Origin of the sequence: Gottfriedia acidiceleris (genome assembly GCF_002128425.1) — a bacterium.
GTDB classification, from domain to species: Bacteria; Bacillota; Bacilli; order Bacillales; family Bacillaceae_G; genus Gottfriedia; species Gottfriedia acidiceleris.
The window spans coordinates 18462-38682 of the sequence record NZ_NESS01000022.1; the positions used below are offsets into that span (position 1 = coordinate 18462).

Annotated in this window: 19 protein-coding genes and 1 tRNA gene; 1 reads left to right on the plus strand and 19 read right to left on the minus strand. The window is 34.7% G+C overall.

From position 1 onward, the window contains the following. Nucleotides 1–116 precede the first annotated feature (116 nt). The 8 genes from eno to rpoN all read right to left on the minus strand — a co-directional run bounded on the left by eno (nucleotide 117) and on the right by rpoN (nucleotide 9091). Nucleotides 117–1412 (minus strand): phosphopyruvate hydratase, encoded by a 1296-nt coding sequence (eno, locus tag B6K90_RS21980; RefSeq protein ID WP_088014853.1) that lies wholly within the window; start codon nucleotides 1410–1412, stop codon nucleotides 117–119. 64 nt (nucleotides 1413–1476) lie between these two features. Continuing rightward, complete coding sequence (gpmI, locus tag B6K90_RS21985) at nucleotides 1477–3009, minus strand: 2,3-bisphosphoglycerate-independent phosphoglycerate mutase (RefSeq protein WP_088014854.1); 1533 nt, start codon at nucleotides 3007–3009, stop codon at nucleotides 1477–1479. After that, a complete protein-coding gene (gene tpiA, locus B6K90_RS21990) occupies nucleotides 3009–3764 on the minus strand; it encodes a triose-phosphate isomerase (protein WP_088014855.1) in 756 nt (251 codons plus the stop codon). The genes gpmI and tpiA overlap by 1 nt, the downstream gene beginning before the upstream one ends. A 79-nt stretch (nucleotides 3765–3843) precedes the next feature. Next, complete coding sequence (locus tag B6K90_RS21995; protein WP_088014856.1) at nucleotides 3844–5025, minus strand: phosphoglycerate kinase; 1182 nt, start codon at nucleotides 5023–5025, stop codon at nucleotides 3844–3846. Between the two features lie 242 nt (nucleotides 5026–5267). Beyond that, complete coding sequence (gene gap / locus B6K90_RS22000) at nucleotides 5268–6275, minus strand: type I glyceraldehyde-3-phosphate dehydrogenase (RefSeq protein ID WP_088014857.1); 1008 nt, start codon at nucleotides 6273–6275, stop codon at nucleotides 5268–5270. A gap of 40 nt (nucleotides 6276–6315) precedes the next feature. Continuing rightward, nucleotides 6316–7344, minus strand: a complete 1029-nt coding sequence (locus tag B6K90_RS22005; protein WP_088014858.1) for a sugar-binding transcriptional regulator — start codon at nucleotides 7342–7344, stop codon at nucleotides 6316–6318. Between the two features lie 192 nt (nucleotides 7345–7536). Continuing rightward, complete coding sequence (locus B6K90_RS22010) at nucleotides 7537–7776, minus strand: glutaredoxin family protein (protein ID WP_407920545.1); 240 nt, start codon at nucleotides 7774–7776, stop codon at nucleotides 7537–7539. A 13-nt stretch (nucleotides 7777–7789) separates the two neighbouring features. Further along, the gene (gene rpoN, locus B6K90_RS22015) at nucleotides 7790–9091 is read right to left on the minus strand and encodes an RNA polymerase factor sigma-54 (RefSeq protein ID WP_088014859.1); all 1302 of its coding nucleotides are present in this window, start codon (nucleotides 9089–9091) and stop codon (nucleotides 7790–7792) included. Nucleotides 9092–9239: 148 nt separating this feature from the next. On the opposite strand from rpoN, the gene B6K90_RS22020 reads away from it, so the two are divergent. After that, nucleotides 9240–11963: a sigma 54-interacting transcriptional regulator gene (locus B6K90_RS22020; RefSeq protein WP_088014860.1), complete on the plus strand. Its 2724-nt coding sequence runs from the start codon at nucleotides 9240–9242 to the stop codon at nucleotides 11961–11963. Between the two features lie 59 nt (nucleotides 11964–12022). Here B6K90_RS22020 and chbG read toward each other — a convergent pair whose 3' ends face one another. The 11 genes from chbG to B6K90_RS22070 all read right to left on the minus strand — a co-directional run bounded on the left by chbG (nucleotide 12023) and on the right by B6K90_RS22070 (nucleotide 20135). Further along, on the minus strand, nucleotides 12023–12739 hold the full coding sequence (gene chbG / locus B6K90_RS22025; protein WP_088014861.1) for a chitin disaccharide deacetylase: 717 nt from the start codon (nucleotides 12737–12739) through the stop codon (nucleotides 12023–12025). Nucleotides 12740–12827: 88 nt separating this feature from the next. Next, complete coding sequence (locus tag B6K90_RS22030) at nucleotides 12828–14165, minus strand: 6-phospho-beta-glucosidase (RefSeq protein WP_088014862.1); 1338 nt, start codon at nucleotides 14163–14165, stop codon at nucleotides 12828–12830. 72 nt (nucleotides 14166–14237) lie between these two features. Then, nucleotides 14238–14558, minus strand: a complete 321-nt coding sequence (locus tag B6K90_RS22035; RefSeq protein ID WP_088014863.1) for a PTS lactose/cellobiose transporter subunit IIA — start codon at nucleotides 14556–14558, stop codon at nucleotides 14238–14240. A gap of 22 nt (nucleotides 14559–14580) precedes the next feature. After that, nucleotides 14581–15936, minus strand: coding sequence for a PTS sugar transporter subunit IIC (locus B6K90_RS22040; RefSeq protein WP_088014864.1), 1356 nt, complete (start codon nucleotides 15934–15936; stop codon nucleotides 14581–14583). Nucleotides 15937–15978: 42 nt separating this feature from the next. Continuing rightward, nucleotides 15979–16281, minus strand: a complete 303-nt coding sequence (locus B6K90_RS22045) for a PTS sugar transporter subunit IIB (protein WP_088014865.1) — start codon at nucleotides 16279–16281, stop codon at nucleotides 15979–15981. A gap of 435 nt (nucleotides 16282–16716) precedes the next feature. Next, on the minus strand, nucleotides 16717–17040 hold the full coding sequence (locus B6K90_RS22050; RefSeq protein ID WP_088014866.1) for a PTS lactose/cellobiose transporter subunit IIA: 324 nt from the start codon (nucleotides 17038–17040) through the stop codon (nucleotides 16717–16719). Nucleotides 17041–17065: 25 nt separating this feature from the next. After that, complete coding sequence (locus tag B6K90_RS22055; RefSeq protein WP_088014867.1) at nucleotides 17066–18421, minus strand: PTS sugar transporter subunit IIC; 1356 nt, start codon at nucleotides 18419–18421, stop codon at nucleotides 17066–17068. A 42-nt stretch (nucleotides 18422–18463) separates the two neighbouring features. Further along, nucleotides 18464–18766, minus strand: coding sequence for a PTS sugar transporter subunit IIB (locus tag B6K90_RS22060; protein ID WP_088014868.1), 303 nt, complete (start codon nucleotides 18764–18766; stop codon nucleotides 18464–18466). A 329-nt stretch (nucleotides 18767–19095) separates the two neighbouring features. Continuing rightward, entirely contained in the window at nucleotides 19096–19389 is a 294-nt protein-coding gene (locus B6K90_RS22065; protein ID WP_088014869.1) for a DUF6509 family protein, read from the minus strand. Nucleotides 19390–19702: 313 nt separating this feature from the next. Further along, a complete protein-coding gene (locus tag B6K90_RS23905; protein ID WP_167555464.1) occupies nucleotides 19703–19858 on the minus strand; it encodes a hypothetical protein in 156 nt (51 codons plus the stop codon). A 204-nt stretch (nucleotides 19859–20062) separates the two neighbouring features. Further along, nucleotides 20063–20135 (minus strand) — tRNA-Arg (locus B6K90_RS22070). Nucleotides 20136–20221 lie beyond the last annotated feature (86 nt).

Genomic DNA, 20221 nt, shown 5'->3' on the forward strand with positions numbered 1-20221 from the left:
GCAAAAAAACTAAAATGTTTTAGATTTCAAAAAAAAAGAGAAGGTGACGATCCTTCTCTTTTTACGTGTCTATAATGGATTATGTTTTTTTGTTAATGCACTTAGTTTTGATTCAATTATTTTCTTAAGTTGTAGAAAGATTTTAAACCTTGGTATACTGCGCTTTCGCCTAACTCGTCTTGAATACGTAATAATTGGTTGTATTTAGCAATACGGTCTGTACGAGAAGCAGAACCTGTTTTAATTTGACCAGCATTTGTAGCAACTGCGATATCAGCGATTGTGCTATCTTCAGTTTCACCAGAACGATGAGAAACTACTGCTGTGTAACCAGCACGTTTAGCCATTTCGATTGCATCGAAAGTTTCAGTTAATGTACCGATTTGGTTAACTTTGATAAGGATTGAGTTTGCGATACCTTTTTCAATACCCTCAGCTAATTTTTTAGTGTTTGTAACGAATAAATCGTCACCAACTAATTGTACTCGGTTGCCTAAACGTTCTGTTAATAATTTGTGACCATCCCAGTCATTTTCATCTAAACCATCTTCAATTGAAAGGATTGGGAAATCGTTGCAAAGTTGCTCGTAGAAGTCAACCATTTCAGCTGAAGATACGCCAGTGCGTCCTTCACCTGCAAGATCGTATTTACCAGTTTCTTTGTTAAAGAATTCAGAAGAAGCAACGTCCATACCTAAGAATACTTGCTCTCCAGCTTTATAACCAGCTTTATCAATTGCTTCCATGATTACTTCTAAGGCTTCACGGTTTGAACCTAGGTTTGGAGCGAATCCACCTTCGTCACCTACAGCTGTGTTTAAACCTTTGTCATGTAATACAGCTTTAAGGTTGTGGAAAATTTCAGTACCCATACGAATTGCTTCTTTAAAGCTATCAGCACCTACAGGTAAGATCATGAATTCTTGGAAGTCTACGTTATTATCAGCATGAGATCCACCATTGATGATGTTCATCATTGGAACTGGTAATTGCTTCGCGTTAAATCCACCAAGGTATTGGTATAATGGTAATCCTAATTCATCAGCTGCTGCACGAGCTACTGCCATAGATACACCTAGGATTGCGTTAGCACCTAATTTACCTTTATTTTCAGTACCATCTAGCTCAATCATACGACGGTCGATTGAAACTTGGTCAGTTACTTCGTATCCAACGATTTCTTCAGCTAAAACGTCATTAACGTTAGCTACTGCTTTCTCAACACCTTTACCAAGGTAACGAGATTTGTCTCCATCACGTAATTCAACAGCTTCGTATTCACCAGTTGAAGCACCACTTGGTACTAGCGCACGGCCAAAACCACCATCTTCTGTATAAACTTCTACTTCAACAGTAGGGTTACCACGAGAATCTAATACTTCGCGAGCATAAACATCAATAATCATTGACATAATAAAATCTCTCCTTTTGATTGCGTTGTACGCATAATTAAAAACTTTTATATTAACTGTTCACTTATTTAATAAGTGATTTACCAGTCATTTCTTTTGGCTGTTCTACTTTTAATAAATCAAGAACAGTTGGAGCTAAATCACCTAAAATACCATCTTCACGTAACGTAATACCTTCTTCAGTAACAATAACTGGAACAGGATTAGTCGTGTGAGCTGTCATAGGTTCACCCTCAGGTGTAATTTCCTCATCAGCATTTCCATGGTCAGCAGTAATGATTGCTTTTCCACCTTTAGCAAGAATTGCATCAACTACTTCTCCTAAACATTCGTCAACTGCTTCAATTGCTTTAATTGTCGGCTCAAGTTTTCCTGAATGTCCAACCATATCTGGATTTGCAAAGTTTAAGATGATTACATCATGCTTGTCTGCAGCAATTTCTTTAAGTAATGCATCTTTTACTTCATAAGCACTCATTTCAGGTTTCAAATCGTAAGTTGCAACCTTTGGCGAGTTAATTAAAATACGTTCTTCACCTGGGAACTCTGCTTCACGGCCTCCACTAAAGAAAAAGGTAACGTGTGGATACTTTTCCGTTTCAGCAATTCGTAATTGTTTTAAATTATTTTGAGACAGAACTTCACCTAAAGTGTTATCTAGGTTAGTTGGTTTAAATGCAACATAACCTTGTACTGTTTCACTAAAATGTGTTAAGCAAACGAAATGAACATTTTTCGGGAACTTACTTCCACGATCAAAGTCACGGAAATCTTCGTTTGTAAATACATTTGAAATTTGGATTGCACGGTCAGGTCGGAAGTTGTAGAAAATGATTGAATCTTCATCACTTATTGTCGCAACTGGAGTCCCATCTTCTTTTACCATTACAGAAGGTAAAACGAATTCATCATGGATTCCGTTCGCATATGAATCTTCAATTAATTCATACGGACTTGTATAAGTAGGTCCTTCTCCATATACCATTGCACAATAGCATTTTTCTACACGATCCCAACGTTTGTCGCGGTCCATAGAATAATAACGGCCAGAAATTGTTGCAAATTCTCCGACACCATATTCTTTAAACTTTGCTTCTGTTTGATCGATATATTTTTTAGCTGTAGTTGGACCAACATCTCGCCCATCAAGGAAAGCATGTACATATACCTTTTTCATGCCTTCCTCTGCAGCTAATTTTAATAAAGCAAACATGTGATTAATATGGCTGTGAATACCGCCATCAGACAATAGACCAAAAATATGTAATGCTTTATCCTTTTCTTTTGCACTTTTAATCGCATCGATGAATGTATCATTTTTTTCGAATTCGCCTTCACGAATCGCTTTATTTACGCGCGTTAAGCTTTGATAAACAACTCGTCCCGCACCAATATTTAAATGACCTACTTCAGAGTTACCCATTTGTCCTTCAGGTAGACCTACTGCTTCACCGCAAGCAGTTAATTGTGCGTGAGGATATTTATTCCAATATCTATCATAATTTGGTTTCTTCGCTTGTGCAACAGCATTTCCAAATGTTTCTTCACGCAAACCAAATCCATCTAGGATAATTAACGCTACTGGTTGTTTACTCATTACTTAACAGCCTCCAATAATGCAAGGAAAGAAGCTGGTTCTAAACTTGCTCCACCAACTAACGCACCGTCGATATCAGGTTGAGCCATATATTCTTTAATGTTTTCAGGTTTTACACTACCACCATATTGTACACGTACAGATTCTGCAACAGTTTCATTATAAAGACTTGCTACTACATCACGAACAAATTTACATGAATCTTGAGCATCTTTCTCTGTAGCAGATTTACCTGTTCCAATTGCCCAAATCGGTTCGTAAGCAATTACTAAATTCTTTACTTGCTCGTCTGTAAGACCTGCAAGATCAGCTGTCAGTTGAGTACGAATAACTTCCTCAAATTTACCGCCTTCACGTTCTTCAAGTGTTTCACCACAGCAAAGAATTGGTGTAAGACCATGTTCGAAAGCTTTTTTTGTTTTATTATTAATAAACTCGTCTGTTTCGCCATAATATTCACGACGTTCTGAATGTCCAATAATAGCATAAGTTACACCTAGATCTTTAAGTGCTACTGGGCTAATTTCTCCAGTATAAGCACCACTATCTTGATCACTTACATTTTGAGAACCAATTTTTAGATCAGTTCCTTTTACGCCGTATAACATTGGTGCAATAAATAAAGCAGGAGCACAAACTGCTGATTCTACTTTATCAGATGATGGAATGCTATTTTTTACTTCTTCAACAAATGTCATCGCTTCGTTAAGCGTCTTATTCATTTTCCAGTTACCTGCGATAATTGGTTTACGCATGAGAAACACCTTCCTAACAATTGGTAAGACATAACATCTTACTCTATTTCAATTACTAAATATTGTAAAGCTATTAGACTTATTTATCGTTTAATAATGCAACACCAGGAAGTTCTTTACCTTCCATAAATTCTAATGAAGCACCGCCACCAGTAGAAATATGGCTCATTTTATCTGCTAAGCCGAATTTTTCAGCAGCAGCAGCTGAATCGCCACCACCGATAATTGAGTATGCGTCAGAATCTGCTAATGCTTGTGCTACTCCTTTAGTACCTTGTGCAAATTTATCGATTTCAAATACACCCATAGGTCCATTCCAAATGACTAATTTAGAACTTTTAATTACATCAGCATAAAGAGCAGTTGTTTTTGGTCCAATATCAAGAGCTTCCCAATCTGCAGGAATGCTGTCAATATCAACTTCCTTTGTATTAGCATCTTCACCGAATTTGTCAGCAACAATTGCATCAATTGGCATGTAGAATTTAACACCTTTAGCTTCTGCTTTTTGCATAAATTCATTTGCTAAATCAATTTTATCTTCTTCTAAAAGAGATTTACCAATTTCATAGCCTTTAGCTTTTAAGAAAGTATAAGCTAGTCCGCCACCAATAATTAAGTTATCTACTTTTTCTAATAAGTTTTCAATTACGCCAATTTTATCTCGAACTTTCGCTCCACCAATAATCGCTGTAAATGGGCGCTCTGGATTAGAAAGTGCTTTACCTAAAACATTAATTTCTTTTTCCATTAAGAAACCTGCTACAGCTGGGATATGTTTAGCAATACCAGCAGTTGTAGCATGTGCACGGTGTGCAGCACCAAAAGCATCATTTACATAAACATCAGCTAATGAAGCAAATTCTTTTGCTAGAGCTTCATCATTTTTCTCTTCGCCTGGGTAGAAACGAACATTTTCTAATAATAAAACATCGCCTTCGTTCATTTTGCTAATTTCTTCTTGAACTTTAGGTCCATATGCTTCATCAGCTTTAATAACGTTTTTACCTAATTTTTCACCTAAACGTTTAGCAACAGCGTTTAAACGCAAGTCTTCATTTACCTGTCCTTTTGGACGACCTAAGTGAGATGCTAAAATAACTTTTGCTCCGTTTTCTATTAAATACTGAATCGTAGGAAGAGCAGCACGAATACGAGTATCATCTGTTACTTCACCATTTGCCATCGGTACGTTAAAATCCACACGGCAAAATACGCGTTTCCCTTTTACATCAATGTCATGTAATGACTTTTTGTTCATAGTAGGTGCCTCCAGTACTGTTTATATTCATCCATGTTCAATTCCACTTGTCGATCCGTCTCTTACAAAGTCGTATCTATTCTGTGATATTGTCACCGCAATTTTAACAGATTATGTACATCAATTGGAATTTATTTCTAGAGTATTTTTTAATATTGTGATGGATTAGTGACAAAAGAGGATTTTTTCAAACAAAAGAGGGGAGGAAATTCCCCTCGCCCTCATATTAATTTTTATTAAAATTATAGACCTTTAGAAGCAATGTGAGCTACTAAGTCAACTACACGAGTTGAGTAACCAGTTTCATTATCGTACCAAGAAAGGATCTTAACCATGTTGCCTTCCATAGTCATTGTAGATAATGCATCGATTGTAGAAGAGTTTGTGCAACCGTTATAGTCGATTGATACTAATGGCTCTTCAGAATATCCTAAAATACCTTTTAATTCACCTTCAGAAGCAGCTTTAAATGCAGCATTTACTTCTTCAGCAGTAACTTCAGTATTTAATTCTACTACTAAGTCAACTAAAGAAACGTTAGCAGTTGGTACACGAACAGCTCCACCGTTTAATTTACCTTTTAATTGAGGTAATACTAATGAAACTGCTTTAGCAGCACCAGTTGTCGTTGGGATCATGCTCATTGCAGCAGCACGTGCACGACGTAAATCTTTGTGTGGTAAATCTAGAATTTGTTGATCATTTGTGTAAGAGTGAACAGTCGTCATCATACCACGTTTGATACCGAATTTTTCGTCTAATACTTTAGCAAATGGAGCTAAACAGTTAGTTGTACAAGAAGCATTAGAAATTACATTGTGGCTAGCTGCATCGTATTTGTCATCATTTACACCCATTACGATCGTGATATCTTCGTTAGAAGCTGGTGCAGAGATGATTACTTTTTTAACTGATCCACCTAAATGTTTTTCAGCATCTTTTTTATCTGTGAAACGACCAGTAGATTCTACTACAACTTCTACTCCGTAATCGCTCCAAGGTAAAGCTGCAGGGTCACGCTCAGCAATTACTTTGATTTCGCTTCCGTTTACAACGATTGAATCGCCGTTAACTGCTACATCAGCGTTTACTGAACCGTGTACTGAATCATATTTTAATAAATGAGCTAAAGTTTTAGCATCCGTTAAGTCATTGATTGCTACAACCTCTACGTTTGGGTTGTTTAAAGCTGCGCGGAAAACCATACGTCCGATACGTCCAAATCCATTAATACCAATTTTAGTTGCCATTTTTAATTTCCTCCTTTTAATAGGTAGAAGCTTTTTTATTTTAAAGGGTACATCCTTTAATTAACTCTTTTGCTGCTCCTTCGTCTGTGACGAGGATGTTTACATGACCTTTCTTTAAAAAAGAGGCCATTGCTTTTGCTTTAGAAGATCCTCCGGCTACTCCAAGTACATAAGGTATATTCTCTAATTCATTCAGTTGTAAACCGATTGTTCTTACTCTGTAAACAACTTCACCATTTTCATTAAAGTAATATCCAAATGCTTCTCCTACAGCTTCAGATTCAGTTAAGATTTCTAACTGATCTGATGAAGATTGTCTTCGCTTAGCCATCGTAAATGCATCTCCAATGCCGTGTACGACAATTGAAGAAGATCGAATTAAATTTAGAACCTCTTTTACTCTTGGTTCTTCCATCATAGTTAGATAGGCTTCTTCACTAAGTTCATCTGGCAAGTGAAGTAATCGATAATTACCTTTTGCCATTTCAGCCATTTTTGCACAAATCGTATTTGCTTGATTTCTTACTTCTTCACCTAAACCGCCTCGCGCTGGTACAAATAAGGTATTTAAATCTTTAGAGTCATCATTCATCATTTCAGCAACGGCAGCTAAAGTGGAACCACCAGTAACAGCAACAATATTATTTGTATCTAGCCTTTGGTTTATACAGCCAACAGCCGCTCGACCCATCTCCTTTTTTACCCAGTCCAGTTCGTCACTATCGCCTGAAACAACGATTACTTCCTGCAGATTAAACATATCCTTAAGCAAGTCTTCGATATTTTTTAGACCGAATAGTTCACGCATTGGTTCTTCTAGGTCTAGAAGTAAACTTAGTCCTTCATCCGTTAATGTCATCCCAGAAGATGCGACATTAATCAGTCTTTGCTCTTTTAATAAAGCAACTTCTGATCTAAGTACTCTTTCTGTTAATCCTACGCTAGCAGACAAATTCCTTCGACCGATTGGCTGCATAATTCGTATATATTGTAGGATTTGAAATCTCTTTTGGATAACGGGTATTAGATCAGGTAATAATTTTTGTTGTAGCTTTAAAATATGGTTCATTTTCATCTCCTCTTTCACAGAGTATTCACTTGGGTCTAAATATGTCCCACTATGACATATTATGTCCCACTTGTTTTAAAAAAATTACAGCGTTTTGCAACGTTGTTTTTTCGAACAAGATTTACTCCAGAAGTGAAATAACCCTGCTACATTTACATTGTAACAGGGTCAATCATTTCTTTCAACTAATAACTACCCATTTATCGCATTTAATATGTCAATCTTATGAATTTTTCCGTATGCAACGGTTTTCCCATCAATTTGAATAACAGGGATCATTAGCTGATATTCCTCTAATAACGCGTCATCAGAATATATATCAATTTCATTTACTTCGATTTCATATTCCGATTGGACCAAACGAATTGCGTCTTTTGCTTCTTCGCATAATCCACAATTCTCTTTTTTTAATAAAGTTAACTTAATCGACATCCAATTCTCCTTCTTAACTAAAGCGCTTTCGTTTTGATGAACCAGGAATTCTAAGTATATCTCTATATTTAGCTACAGTTCTTCTAGAGATTTCCACTCCATGTTTTTCCGCTAATAATTCTACCAGCTTTTGGTCTGAAAATGGTTTTTCTTTGTTCTCTTCATCTACTAGTTGCTTTATGAATACTTGCACACTCGTTGATGCAAGCTCCTCACCATCTACATTTACTCCTTGATGAAAGAATTTCTTCATTTCAAATAAACCAAACGGTGTCTGTACATATTTGTTTTTACAAGTACGGCTAATTGTCGATTCATGTAAGGAAAGTTCTTCTGCTATCTCTTTTAAAGTAAGAGTTTTTAAATTCGCAGGACCCTTTTCAAAAAAAGCAATTTGCTTACGCAAAATACAATTCATTACTGCTAACATCGTTGATTTTCGTTCTTCCAAACTTTTCATTAACCAGTTAACTTGAGTATTTTTATCCTTTAAATAAACTGAAACTTCCTTTTCATGTTGACCATTTAAAATAGAAGAATATTCACTAAGTACTTTTAAACGCGGCATAATTTTATCATTAATAAGTACTACAAACTCCCCGCCGACTTTTTCAACTGTTAAATCAGGAGCTACATAATTTACTTGGTCTTGGAAATAATTTAAACCTGGTCTTGGCTGAAGGGTTAAAATCAAGTCAATTTCCCTTTGTAAATCAGGTAAGCTAATCTTTAGTTTCTTCGCAATTTCTTTCCAGTTTTTATTAACAAATAAGTCAAAATAGTCTTTAATGACCTGTTTTGCAATTGTAGTATCAACTTCAAGGCCATCTAGTTGGATCATTAAGCACTCTTTAACGGATCTTGCTCCAACTCCTGAGGGTTCAAAACGTTGAAGTATATCAATGCAGATTTGTAACTGAACAGAAGAGATATTTAATTCATGTATTAGCTCTTCATCTGATTCCATCAAAAATCCATTTTTATCTAAGTTATAAATTAAATATTTAATAATTTTATATTCCTCATTATCAACTTTCAACTCATTTAACTGACTAACAAGTTCTTCTTGTAATGTTTCTGTTCTTCGAGTGTATAACTCCATTCCTTGTCCATTGGAAGTAGTTTGTTGTTTGATTTTTGAAGAAGTGTAATCGTTATAAGGAGTTTCGACTTCAATTAAGGGATTTTCTAATGATTGCTCAAATAAAAAATCAGTAAGTTCTTGGGCATTAAATTGAAGCATTGTAATGGCTTGTCGTAGTTCCTGAGTCATTGCAAGTTTCAATGATTGTTTTTGCATTAAATTCATTTCCATACTACTTCACTCCCTTATTACTATTTTACTCGATATTTAACTTTTTCATAGTACTTGACGAATTGTTATACTAATTTAAATATAGTGAAAACGTTTACTTTTTCCTGTATAGTAAAGGTATACAACTCTTTATTATGGGTGGGCCATTATGAACAGAAAAAATCAAATTTATGAAGTTTTTCTTCAAAGTAAGGAGCAAGGTTTTACCGCAATTGAGATTGCACAAAAGCTCGGTTTAGATAGAGCAAACGTTAGCAGTGATTTAAATAAATTAGTCAAAGAAGAATTATTAATTAAAACAAATTCTAGACCTGTCGTATTTAAACTGCTTTCTCATACTATACAACAAACTAACAAATCTAGAATAAATATAGCAAGTTCAGACTATAAATATGAATATTTTTATGAAGAAAATATTAGTTTAAGACCTGCTATTGAAAAAGCAAGATCAGCTATTCTCTATCCACCAAATGGGATGCATACATTAATACTTGGTGAGACTGGTGTTGGTAAATCTGCTTTTGCTAAAAGAATGCATGATTTCGCAATTCGTTCAAATATTTTAGAAAAGGATTCTCCATTCATTATTTTTAACTGCGCAGACTATGCAAATAATCCACAATTATTATTAGGGCAGCTTTTCGGTGTAAGAAAAGGTGCTTATACAGGTGCAACAGAACAAAAAGGTCTACTTGAGAAGGCAAATAATGGAATATTATTTTTAGATGAGGTTCATCGTCTTACTCCTGAAGGTCAAGAAATGTTATTTACTTTCATAGATTATAAGTTGTATAGAAGACTAGGTGAGACAGAAAACGAGCGAACATCGAATGTTTTAATCATTTCAGCAACTACAGAGGACCCAGGGTCATCTTTATTATCTACATTTACGCGCCGAATCCCTATGGTCATTACGTTGCCAGCTCTTCGTGATCGAACATACGAAGAGAGATTGACACTCATTAAACGATTTTTCACAGAAGAAAGTGTTCGTCTAGGAAAAGAGATTGTTGTAAGCGCTAATACGATTCGCTCTTTTCTATTTTATCCGTGTCAAAACAATATCGGTCAACTTAAAGCCGACATTCAATTAGCTTGCGCGAAGGCTTATGCAGATTTTATTACTCACAAACATGACAAAATACGTATTTATAGTACTGATTTAAACTGGTATGTGAAGGAAGGCTTATTTATTGAAAAAAAAGTGAAGCATGCAGTCACTCTATTAAACGAGCATTTCGAATTTTCACCAACAAAAGGTATAATCAGTAACCACCAAATGGATCATTCTGCAGATACAATTTATGACCGAATTGATACTAAATATGAAGAACTAAAACAACGTGGCGTTGCTCAGGACGAGTTATCCTTACTAATGGAAAATGATATTGAAAGTTATTTTACGCATTATTTAACTTCAATTAATCGCAAACTATCTAGTAAAGAAAATGTCCAAAAAATAATAAAGCCTGAAATCGTTACATTAAGTGAAAAAGTACTAAAACTAGCAGAAGAAAAATTAAGTAAGAGATTTAATGAAAAAATACTTGTTGCACTTAGCCTACACATACAAACGCTATTACAACGCATACAGTCAAACAAGAAAATTTATCATCCTAATATAACGCAAATACGAGATCAATATAAGAAAGAGTTTTCCGTTTCAATTGAATGTGTAAAAATGATTGAAGATTTTTCAAATGTGTCAATTCCATTTGATGAAGTAGCATTTATAACGATGTTTTTTGTATATGGAAACGAAGATTTTAAAGTGACTAGTTCCAATGTAAAAGTTATTGTATTAGCTCACGGTAATGGTATTGCTAGAGAGATGGCGAATGTAACAAATGAACTGCTAGAAAACGAGGAAGTCATTGGAATTGATATGCCATTAAGTGAACCTCCACAAGATTTTTTAATTCGTGTAAAAGATTATATTAAATCTTTAGGGAAATTAAATGGTATCCTACTTTGCATTGATATGGGGTCATTAGCTTATATCGGTGACATAATTGAAGCCGAATTTTCAATCCCTGTACGTGTGATTCAAATGGTAAGTACTGCACATGTAATCGAAGCTTCTAGAAAAGCGACACTCGGTTATAATTTAGACGAGCTTTACCAGGATGTGCGAAACTTAACTACTTTCTTCATCAATTCTCATGCGAATAAAACGAAACAACCTGAATTTAATCGTTCTGTGATTTTAACTGCATGTCTGACTGGTCAGGGAAGTGCAATAGCCATTAAAAATATACTGGCGAATAACTTGGTCTATGATAAAGAGATGCTAGAAATCGTTCCAATTAGCCTATTAAATAAAGACGAATTACAAAAAATGTTAAATGATATATCTAAAGAACGAAGTATCGTTTGTATTGTTTCGAATTTTGATATAAATGTTCCATTCAATACGTTCCATTTACAGGATGTATTAAATATGAAGGCTACAAAGACAATACAAGAATTGATAACTTATGAAGAAACGTACTTAAAAATGGCTGAAACATTACAAGAGACTATTTCTTTAAAGGACGCTAAAAAAGTAATTAGTGTCATTAGACGTGCTTTAAATGAAATACAAGTCCAAACAGACAAATTTTTCAAAAATGAGGATCTAATGGGAATTGTTATTCATATGAGTTGCATGATAGATCGAATTCAAAACTCACAGCCTCTAATCCCATTTAGAGACAAAGAAGATAAAATAAATAGTGACTATATGCTATATTTAAAAATAAAAAAAATAATGCAACAAATTGAAGATGCTTGTGACATTATCATTCCCGATGATGAAATATGTTATTTAATGGAATTTTATTCTAGAAATGAACAAGAACAGTATTTAGGAAATGCAAAATCAGGGGTATAAGATCTTATAATTGAGTCAAAAAAGCCAGTTACTCCATTGGAAGAAACTGGCTTTTTATTTTAATACTTTACTAATTCTACTCCCACAGGAAGTTTTGAGTTCGTTAAAATATCTAGTTCTGTTAAACGCTCAAAGCAATAAGATGTACCATTTTTCAAATGATTATCTACTAATGCAGGATGTACCATGACTTCAACTGACTCAATACTATTATTTATTCTTTCTTCTATTGTCTCAAAATAGTTTACTGGAATATCACTGCCATAAAAATCGGTTAATAATTGGTCCGTAAAATGTGTGATTCCGTCTATTTGACTTTTTGGAGAAATTCGAACTGATAGATTATATTTTTGAGATAGTTTTGCAATAACTGGATGTAAAATTGGGATCATATGTACATGATGATGGCTATCTAGATGTGTAGGTTTTAAACCAAACGAAAGGAACTTTTGAATTTGCGCATCCCATTCCTTTTCTACTTCATCTACATTGATAATTGGATTGTCATACCAATAACTATTTTTAAGAAAAGCGCCGTTTTCATCTACGATTGTTTGTAAATCAGTTAATAAAGGTTTGCCCGCTGTTAATACAAGATGCACACCTATTCCTAATGTAGGATGTAATCTAGCTAGTTCAATACCATGCTCTACAGCATACATATTCATCATCATCGTTGCAGAATTCACTATCCCATTTAAATGTGCCTCGATAATGCCGTAATTCACACCTTTTGAATATCCATAATCATCAGCATTTACAATTAGCTTCGTCATCTTTCATTCTCCTTTTTCTTTTAGTATAAATTAAAAGGGATGCACTCTTTCATTCGAGCTACATCCCTCTCTTTATTCAATTAAAACATTAATTTGCTGCTACTTTTTCATTTTTGAAAAATTGAGGTAAATGCTCTTTGTGAGCCTCTAACATTTCATCTAGAATTTGTTTTGCTAAATTATCAGATCCCACTAGTGGGTTAATACACATAGCAAGTAATGCTGTTTTATAATCACCAGTTACCCCAGCTTCCGCAGCAACACGTTCGAATGATTTAATTTGTTGAACTAAACCACGTACTGCAACCGGTAAATCACCCATCGTAAGTGGTTTTGGACCATCTTTTGTAATAACTGCACTTACTTCAACAGCACAATCATCTGGAATTGATGCAATAGCACCATTATTCATTGTGTTAACAGGCTGGATATCGCCTTTATTGTTATATAGAGATGAAATTAATCGGCATGCAGCATCACTATAATAAGCTCCACCGCGTTTTTCTAATTGTGGTGGCTTAATATTTAAATTAGGATCTTTATATAATTCGAATAATGATTCTTCTAATTTTTTTACAACCTCAGCACGCGTACCATCTTTTTTCGCTGCTTCAAGCTCTTCTTCTAACATTACTTTAGTTTGATAGTAGTAGCGATGATACGGACATGGAATCGCTCCAAGTGCTTCAATAAAATCAGGATTCCAATCCATTGCCTTAATATTTTGCATCGTCATACTTTCAGCAGGGCGTGCAAATCCACTTACAACACGACTTGTTACATCTTCACCATCTAATAATACTTTCGTTCCGTAAACCATATGATTTAATCCCATAAAATCAATATGCACACGCTCAGCATCTACCCCTAGACCTTTCGCGATGTTCATATGGATATGAATTGGTACATTACATAAACCAACCACTTTACGGAAGTTAGTGTATCTTAAAATCGCTTCTGTTAAAATTCCTGTAGGATTCGTAAAGTTTACTAACCAAGCATTTGGGCAAAGCTCTTCAATATCCTTAACGATATCTAAAATAACCGGAATTGTACGAAGTGCTTTAAACAGGCCACCTGGACCATTTGTTTCTTGACCAATTACCCCATATTTTAGAGGTATACGCTCATCCTTCATACGAGCTTCAAGTAATCCTACACGAAATTGAGTCGTGACAAAATCAGCGTCTTTAAGAGCAGCACGTCGATCAAGAGTTAAATGAATCTCCATTGGTACTCCTGCTTTTTCTACCATTCTTTTCGCAAGGTTTCCAACGATTTCAAGTTTCTCTCTACCTTCTTCAATATCCACTAGCCATAACTCTCTCACAGGTAGTTCATCATAACGTTTAATAAATCCTTCAACTAATTCTGGAGTATAACTTGAACCGCCACCAATTGTTGCTATTTTAATACCGTTTCTCATTTTCTTCACTCCTTCTTTATGATAGGAGAAAAGTAGCCCGGTAATTCTACAAAACTACTTTTCTATTTTCTTTTATTTGTTTAATTTTTCATGTAAGAAAATAATTTCTGTTACTAAATCTCTCATCGTTAATGCATTCATTAAATGATCTTGAGCATGAATTAACAAGATACTTAATTCTACATTCTCTCCTCGTGCTTCACCTTGAATTAATGAAGTTTGTGCTTGATGCGCAAGATTTAATTCTACCTTTGCTTCTTCAATCTTACTATTTGCTTCTTCTAAATTACCTTCTCGAGCAGCCTGCATCGATTCCATTAATGAACTTTTTGCGTTTCCTGCGTGTAAAATTAATTGAAATGCCGTTTGCTCGATTGTCGTTAAAGTACTCATTTCGTATCCTCCTCAAACTGCATTACATAGCAGCACTTTGATTATTTGCCGCTTCTCTAATTTTTTTAGCTTCCATTCGTCTTTGTAGTGCAACGAATGGTAAATAGACAACTACTGAGACAATTAAGTTAAATGTTGCTAAGGCTGCACCTGTCCAATGTCCCCCTGTAATCAACCACCCACCTAAAATTGGTGGTGTTACCCATGGAATATTCGTAGTTACTGGGTGGACCATGCCTAAAGAAATCGCTAAATATGAAATAACTGTTAAGATAATTGGTGTACCAATGAAGGGAATTAACCACATTGGATTTAATACGATCGGTAATCCGAAAAGCACTGGTTCATTAATTTGGAATAATCCTGGTGCCCCACCTAATGCAATCATTTGTTTATTACGTTTTCGATTAATTAATATCATAGAAATGATTAACCCTAACGTAGCACCTGATCCACCTAAGAATACAAATGCATCAAAGAACTGGCCAGCCATTACATTGTATTCACTCCACTTTGTAACCCCTTTTGCTGCTAAATCAATATTTTCATTTCCTAAAGCTGTAAATAATGGTGTTGTAATTCCACCAAGAATGTTTGGTCCATGTAAGCCAAGTACCCAGAAGAAATGAATAAAGAATGCAATACCGATTGCAAACGGTAAAGAGTCTGCAGCATTCGTTAATGGCTTAACAAGCACTGAACTTAACCAATCATTAAAATATACTCCATCCGATAAATATAATCTGAATAACAATCCAACAATTGCGATCACAAAGATTGTCAGCATACCAGGTAATAACTTCGCAAATGCTTTTGAAACAGCTGGTGGTACACCATCCGGTAATTTAATAACTAATTGCTTTACTCTTGATAATCGAACAAAAATTTCTGTTGCGATAATTGCTACAATTATTCCAGTAAAAAGTGCAGTTGAATTAGTGTAAGTAGAATTCACTAGTCCCCAAACACTACCAGTAGCTGTTTTTCCATTTTCTAATGTAACCGTTACAGTATTTAATGATTGTGGCACTAGTACAAAATATGATGCTAATGCGACAAGCATTGCTTCAAATCCTTCATCACCATAAGAACGAGCCAGTTTATAAGCAATTCCTACAACTGCAAAAACAGTCATAAATGCAAATGTTCCCCACCAAATATCTCCACCTAGCGTCTTCCAGTTCACTCCAAAAAGAGCTTCCATCATTTTGTCGTAACCTTTAATCGCTCCACCTAAATTATTAAATAAAACTGCAAATGAACCGACCATTGTAATGGCAATCATACCGATTAACGCATCGCGTATTGCTAATAAATGACGTTGGTTACCGAACTTTGCTGCAGCTGGCATTATATATCTATCTACAAAATTCATCATTTTTAAGACTCCCTTTTGTTAAAATTTATGCACAGATCCAGTCTATTTTTTTAAACTAAGTGCTAATTCTAAAACAGCTTCACCATTCATAAGTCCATAATGTACCGGATTGATTACATCAACAGGTATCCCTTTTGGCTCGGCAACTTTTTTCATTTCAGAAGCTAAATAACGTACTTGTGGTCCTAATAAAAGAACATCTGCTTTATCTAAATTTTCTTTTGCAGCATCACCTGAAACTGCCCAAATCTTTACGTCAATTCCTTTTGCTTTTGCTGCATCCTCCATTTTAGTTACTAGTAAACTAGTAGACATTCCTGCTGAACAAGCTAATAAAATATTCATGATTATTCCTCCAATATTAGATATAGTGTAGCGCTTACAGATTGTTTGAAAGTAATACGACTCTTAAGCAACTACTAATTAATTTATTTTGTACACTCTTTATATAGCAAATGGCGTGCCAACTTTTCCTGACTTATTGAAAAATATATATTTTAATCTTAGAAACCTTGTCCTAAAAGGCTTTATAATCATGGAATCTTTTTTCTTTGCTTTTAAGGAAAGTAATTTTAAAACGTCTAGTGTGTTAAATATAATTCGTTAATCTTCTTAAATTGTTTTAGTGTGTTGTTAACTTATTAGTGTGTCATGATTTATATACACTAGCATTATAGTGTTTTAAAACACTTTTAATCTCTACTTAAATTATACAGTTTGTTCCATATTATCTATGAAAAAAAGTGATGTAGATTTAGTCTACACCACTTTTTTTATTAATTATTTAAGTAAAATTTTTTCATGCAAGTAAATGATTTCCTCTACTAAATCTCTTGTTGTAAGAGTGTTCATTAAATGATCCTGTGCATGTACTAAGAGAATATTAACTTTATATTGTTGCCCGCCTGCTTCACTTTGTATAAGTGACGTTTGCGAATGATGAGCCAACCTAAGTTCCGCATTCGCTTCGTTTACTTTCTCACGAGCTTCCTCGAACTCTCCACCACGAGCTTTATACATTGCTTCCATTAATAAACTCTTAGCATTACCAGAATGTAATATAAGCTGAAATGCAATTTGTTCATTATTTGTGTCGGTAGGCATTTGCACTCTTCTCCTTCACAATTTATTATACATTTAATGAATTACTACTTGTAGTTTCTGTGGACTTCCTTGCTTCCATTCTTTCTGCTACTACAACGAACGGTAAGTAAATAACGATTGAGATCACAACATTAACAAGCGCTAAGACTGCACCGCTCCAGTGACCACCTGTTGCTAAATATCCACCAATAACCGGTGGAGTTACCCATGGAATTGTAGAAACAATAGGGAAAACAATATGTGATTTAACAGCTAAATAAGAAGTAATGGTTAAAACAATTGGAGTACAAATAAATGGTATTAACCAAACTGGGTTTAACACTATTGGTAAACCAAAAATAATTGGTTCATTAATATTAAATAATCCTGGTGGTGTTCCTAATGCAATCATCTGTTTATGACGTTTACGATTTACAAAGAACATTGCAATAAGTAAACCGATCGTAGTTCCTGAACCCCCCATAAATACGAATGCATCTAAGAATGGACCTGCTAATACTGAGTACTTATCTAAATCTGTCACACCTTTTGCATATAAATCGATGTTATGGTTACCTAAACTTGTTAATAAAGGCGTTGTAATACCACCTAAAATATTTGGACCATGTAATCCAAGCGCCCAGAAGAAATGTATAAAGAATGCAATTGCAACTGCAAATCCTAAAGAGTCAGCAGCATCAGTTAACGGTTTTACAAGAACTGAATTTAACCAATCATTAAAGAATACGCCATCTGAAATGTATAATCTGAACAATAAGCCAATTAATGCAACGATAAAAATTGTTAACATACCTGGTAATAACTTTGCAAATGCTTTTGATACGGCTGGTGGAACGCCATCTGGTAATTTAATAACTAATTGTTTCACTCTAGCTAATCGTACAAAGATTTCAGTTGCAATAATCGCAACGATAATTCCTGTAAATAAAGCCGTAGAGTTTAATGAATTCCAGCTAATAAATCCCCAAGTTCCCCCTGTAGCTGTCTTACCACCATTTAAAGTAACGGATACTGCAGCTAATGATTGTGGAACAAGTACAAAGTAACATGCTAAAGCAACAAGCATCGCTTCAAAACCTTCATCACCATATGAACGCGCTAATCTATGCGCAATCCCTACTACGGCAAATACTGTCATAAATGCAAATGTTCCCCACCAAATATCACTGCCTAGTGTTTTCCAGTTTGCACCAAAGACTGTTTCCATCATTTTATCGTAGCCATGAATTGCGCCACCCAAGTTATTAATAAGTACAGCAAAAGCCCCAATCATCGTAATGGCAATCATACCAATTAAAGCATCACGGATTGCTAACAAGTGACGTTGATTACCAAATTTCGCTGCAGCAGGCATTATATACTTTTCAGCAAAATGCATCATTCTAATACACCTTCTTTTCTCTCTAGAATTTTAATTCCCCGTTTATTTTTTCAAATTTAAGGCCATTTCCAAAACAGCTTCACCATTCATCAATCCATAATGCACTGGATTAATAGTATCTACTGGTATCCCTTTAGGTTCAGCCAGCTTCCTCATTTCTGAGGCTAGATAACGAACCTGTGGTCCAAGTAGTAATACATCAGCTTTGGCTAAGTTTTCTTTCGCCTCATCACCAGCAACAGCCCATATAGTTGCTTGAATTCCTTTTGCCTTAGCTGCTTGTTCCATTTTTGTAACTAGTAGACTAGTTGACATCCCTGCAGAACATACCAATAAGATATTCATTCTACACCTCCTCAATTTTCCTCGTCGTTGAAACGCTTACATTTTTACAAATAATGACAAAAGAACTACGCGTTACAAGGACAAGTTATGTAATCAATTTAATTATTGCAAATTCTATGCCAATATTCTAAAAAATCTATTTATTTAAAAACACAACAAAAAAACCTTGATAAATCAAGGTTTTCAAAACTCTACATTTATTTAAAATATTAGTGTTTTATAAGTGTGTAATCACAATTGGTACTGTGTTTACAATTACACAGAAGTGTGTCGCCGAATTACCTATAAAAAGCGATTTCCTAAACTGAACTGTGTCATTCAACAACACATTAATCTTCAACTGTTAAATGAGTTTTACAAAATTCGAATACTTCTTTTTCCTCATCTTCTTCCAAATCAAAATCTAAATACTGATTTGATTCAACTTCATACAAGTCATATTTAATTAATTTAGACTCGCCACCATTTACTCCAAAAAGGACTTTTATGTATATACCTTTTTCATTAAATAATTCATCATCCTCTGGCACATTGATATAAAGAATAAACTCAAATCGATCACCTTCAATAATACCAAATGGATCTTTTATTTCTTCTACAGTGTATTCTGCGATTGTTAACACAAAAACATTCCCTTCAATTTTAATATGTACTATTATACACAAAGGAATAAACAAAAAGAAAGACGCCTGCCGCAGCAGACGTCTTGATGCGTTTGAGGCAAGAGACCGGGCGGCCACATCCGCGCGTTTAGCTTGCGCATATCTCTCGTCTTACTCAAATTAGCTCATCGCAAAGAGTAATATATCATATATTTATGAAAAAGGATAGAGGAAAAAAATAGAAGGGACGAAAAGAACCGAATAATTTTTATTAGTATGAAATTACTCGGCTCTTTTTTTATTAAATTTAAAATGATTATAAACACTCTCTTGTTTAGATACAGAATTTAATGATTTTTAAGTCGATGCAGTATTTTTTCTTTTTAGATGTTGAGTACAGTTTATAAGTTTCTTTAAATTTTAATTCTCTTTCTATTTCATCCTTATTGAATTGTGCCATTTCTTCAAGAAACCAAGAATTCATATCCATTTGAATGACCTCCCTTTATTTACTTTAAATATATGATTTTAAGTTAAGGGAACCCATTCTTCATTGGGTGGAGTTTTAGTACATCTTTAGTTGTAGGGTAAAGGTAGGATTTAGGACTGAGATATAAGGTTTTAACGGAGGGAAAATAAAAACCGAGTGATATTGCTGTTTATTAACAGATCATATCACTCGGTTTATTTTTAGCGCGCTCGACAGGATTCGAACCTGCGACACACGGTACCGGAAACCGTTGCTCTATCCACTGAGCTACGAACGCATTTTAATATATAGGTAAATATGTATATCGTATGGTCGCCCCAATCTCAGTAAGTTTATGCAAGGAGCGGCTCGATTGGTGCGCTG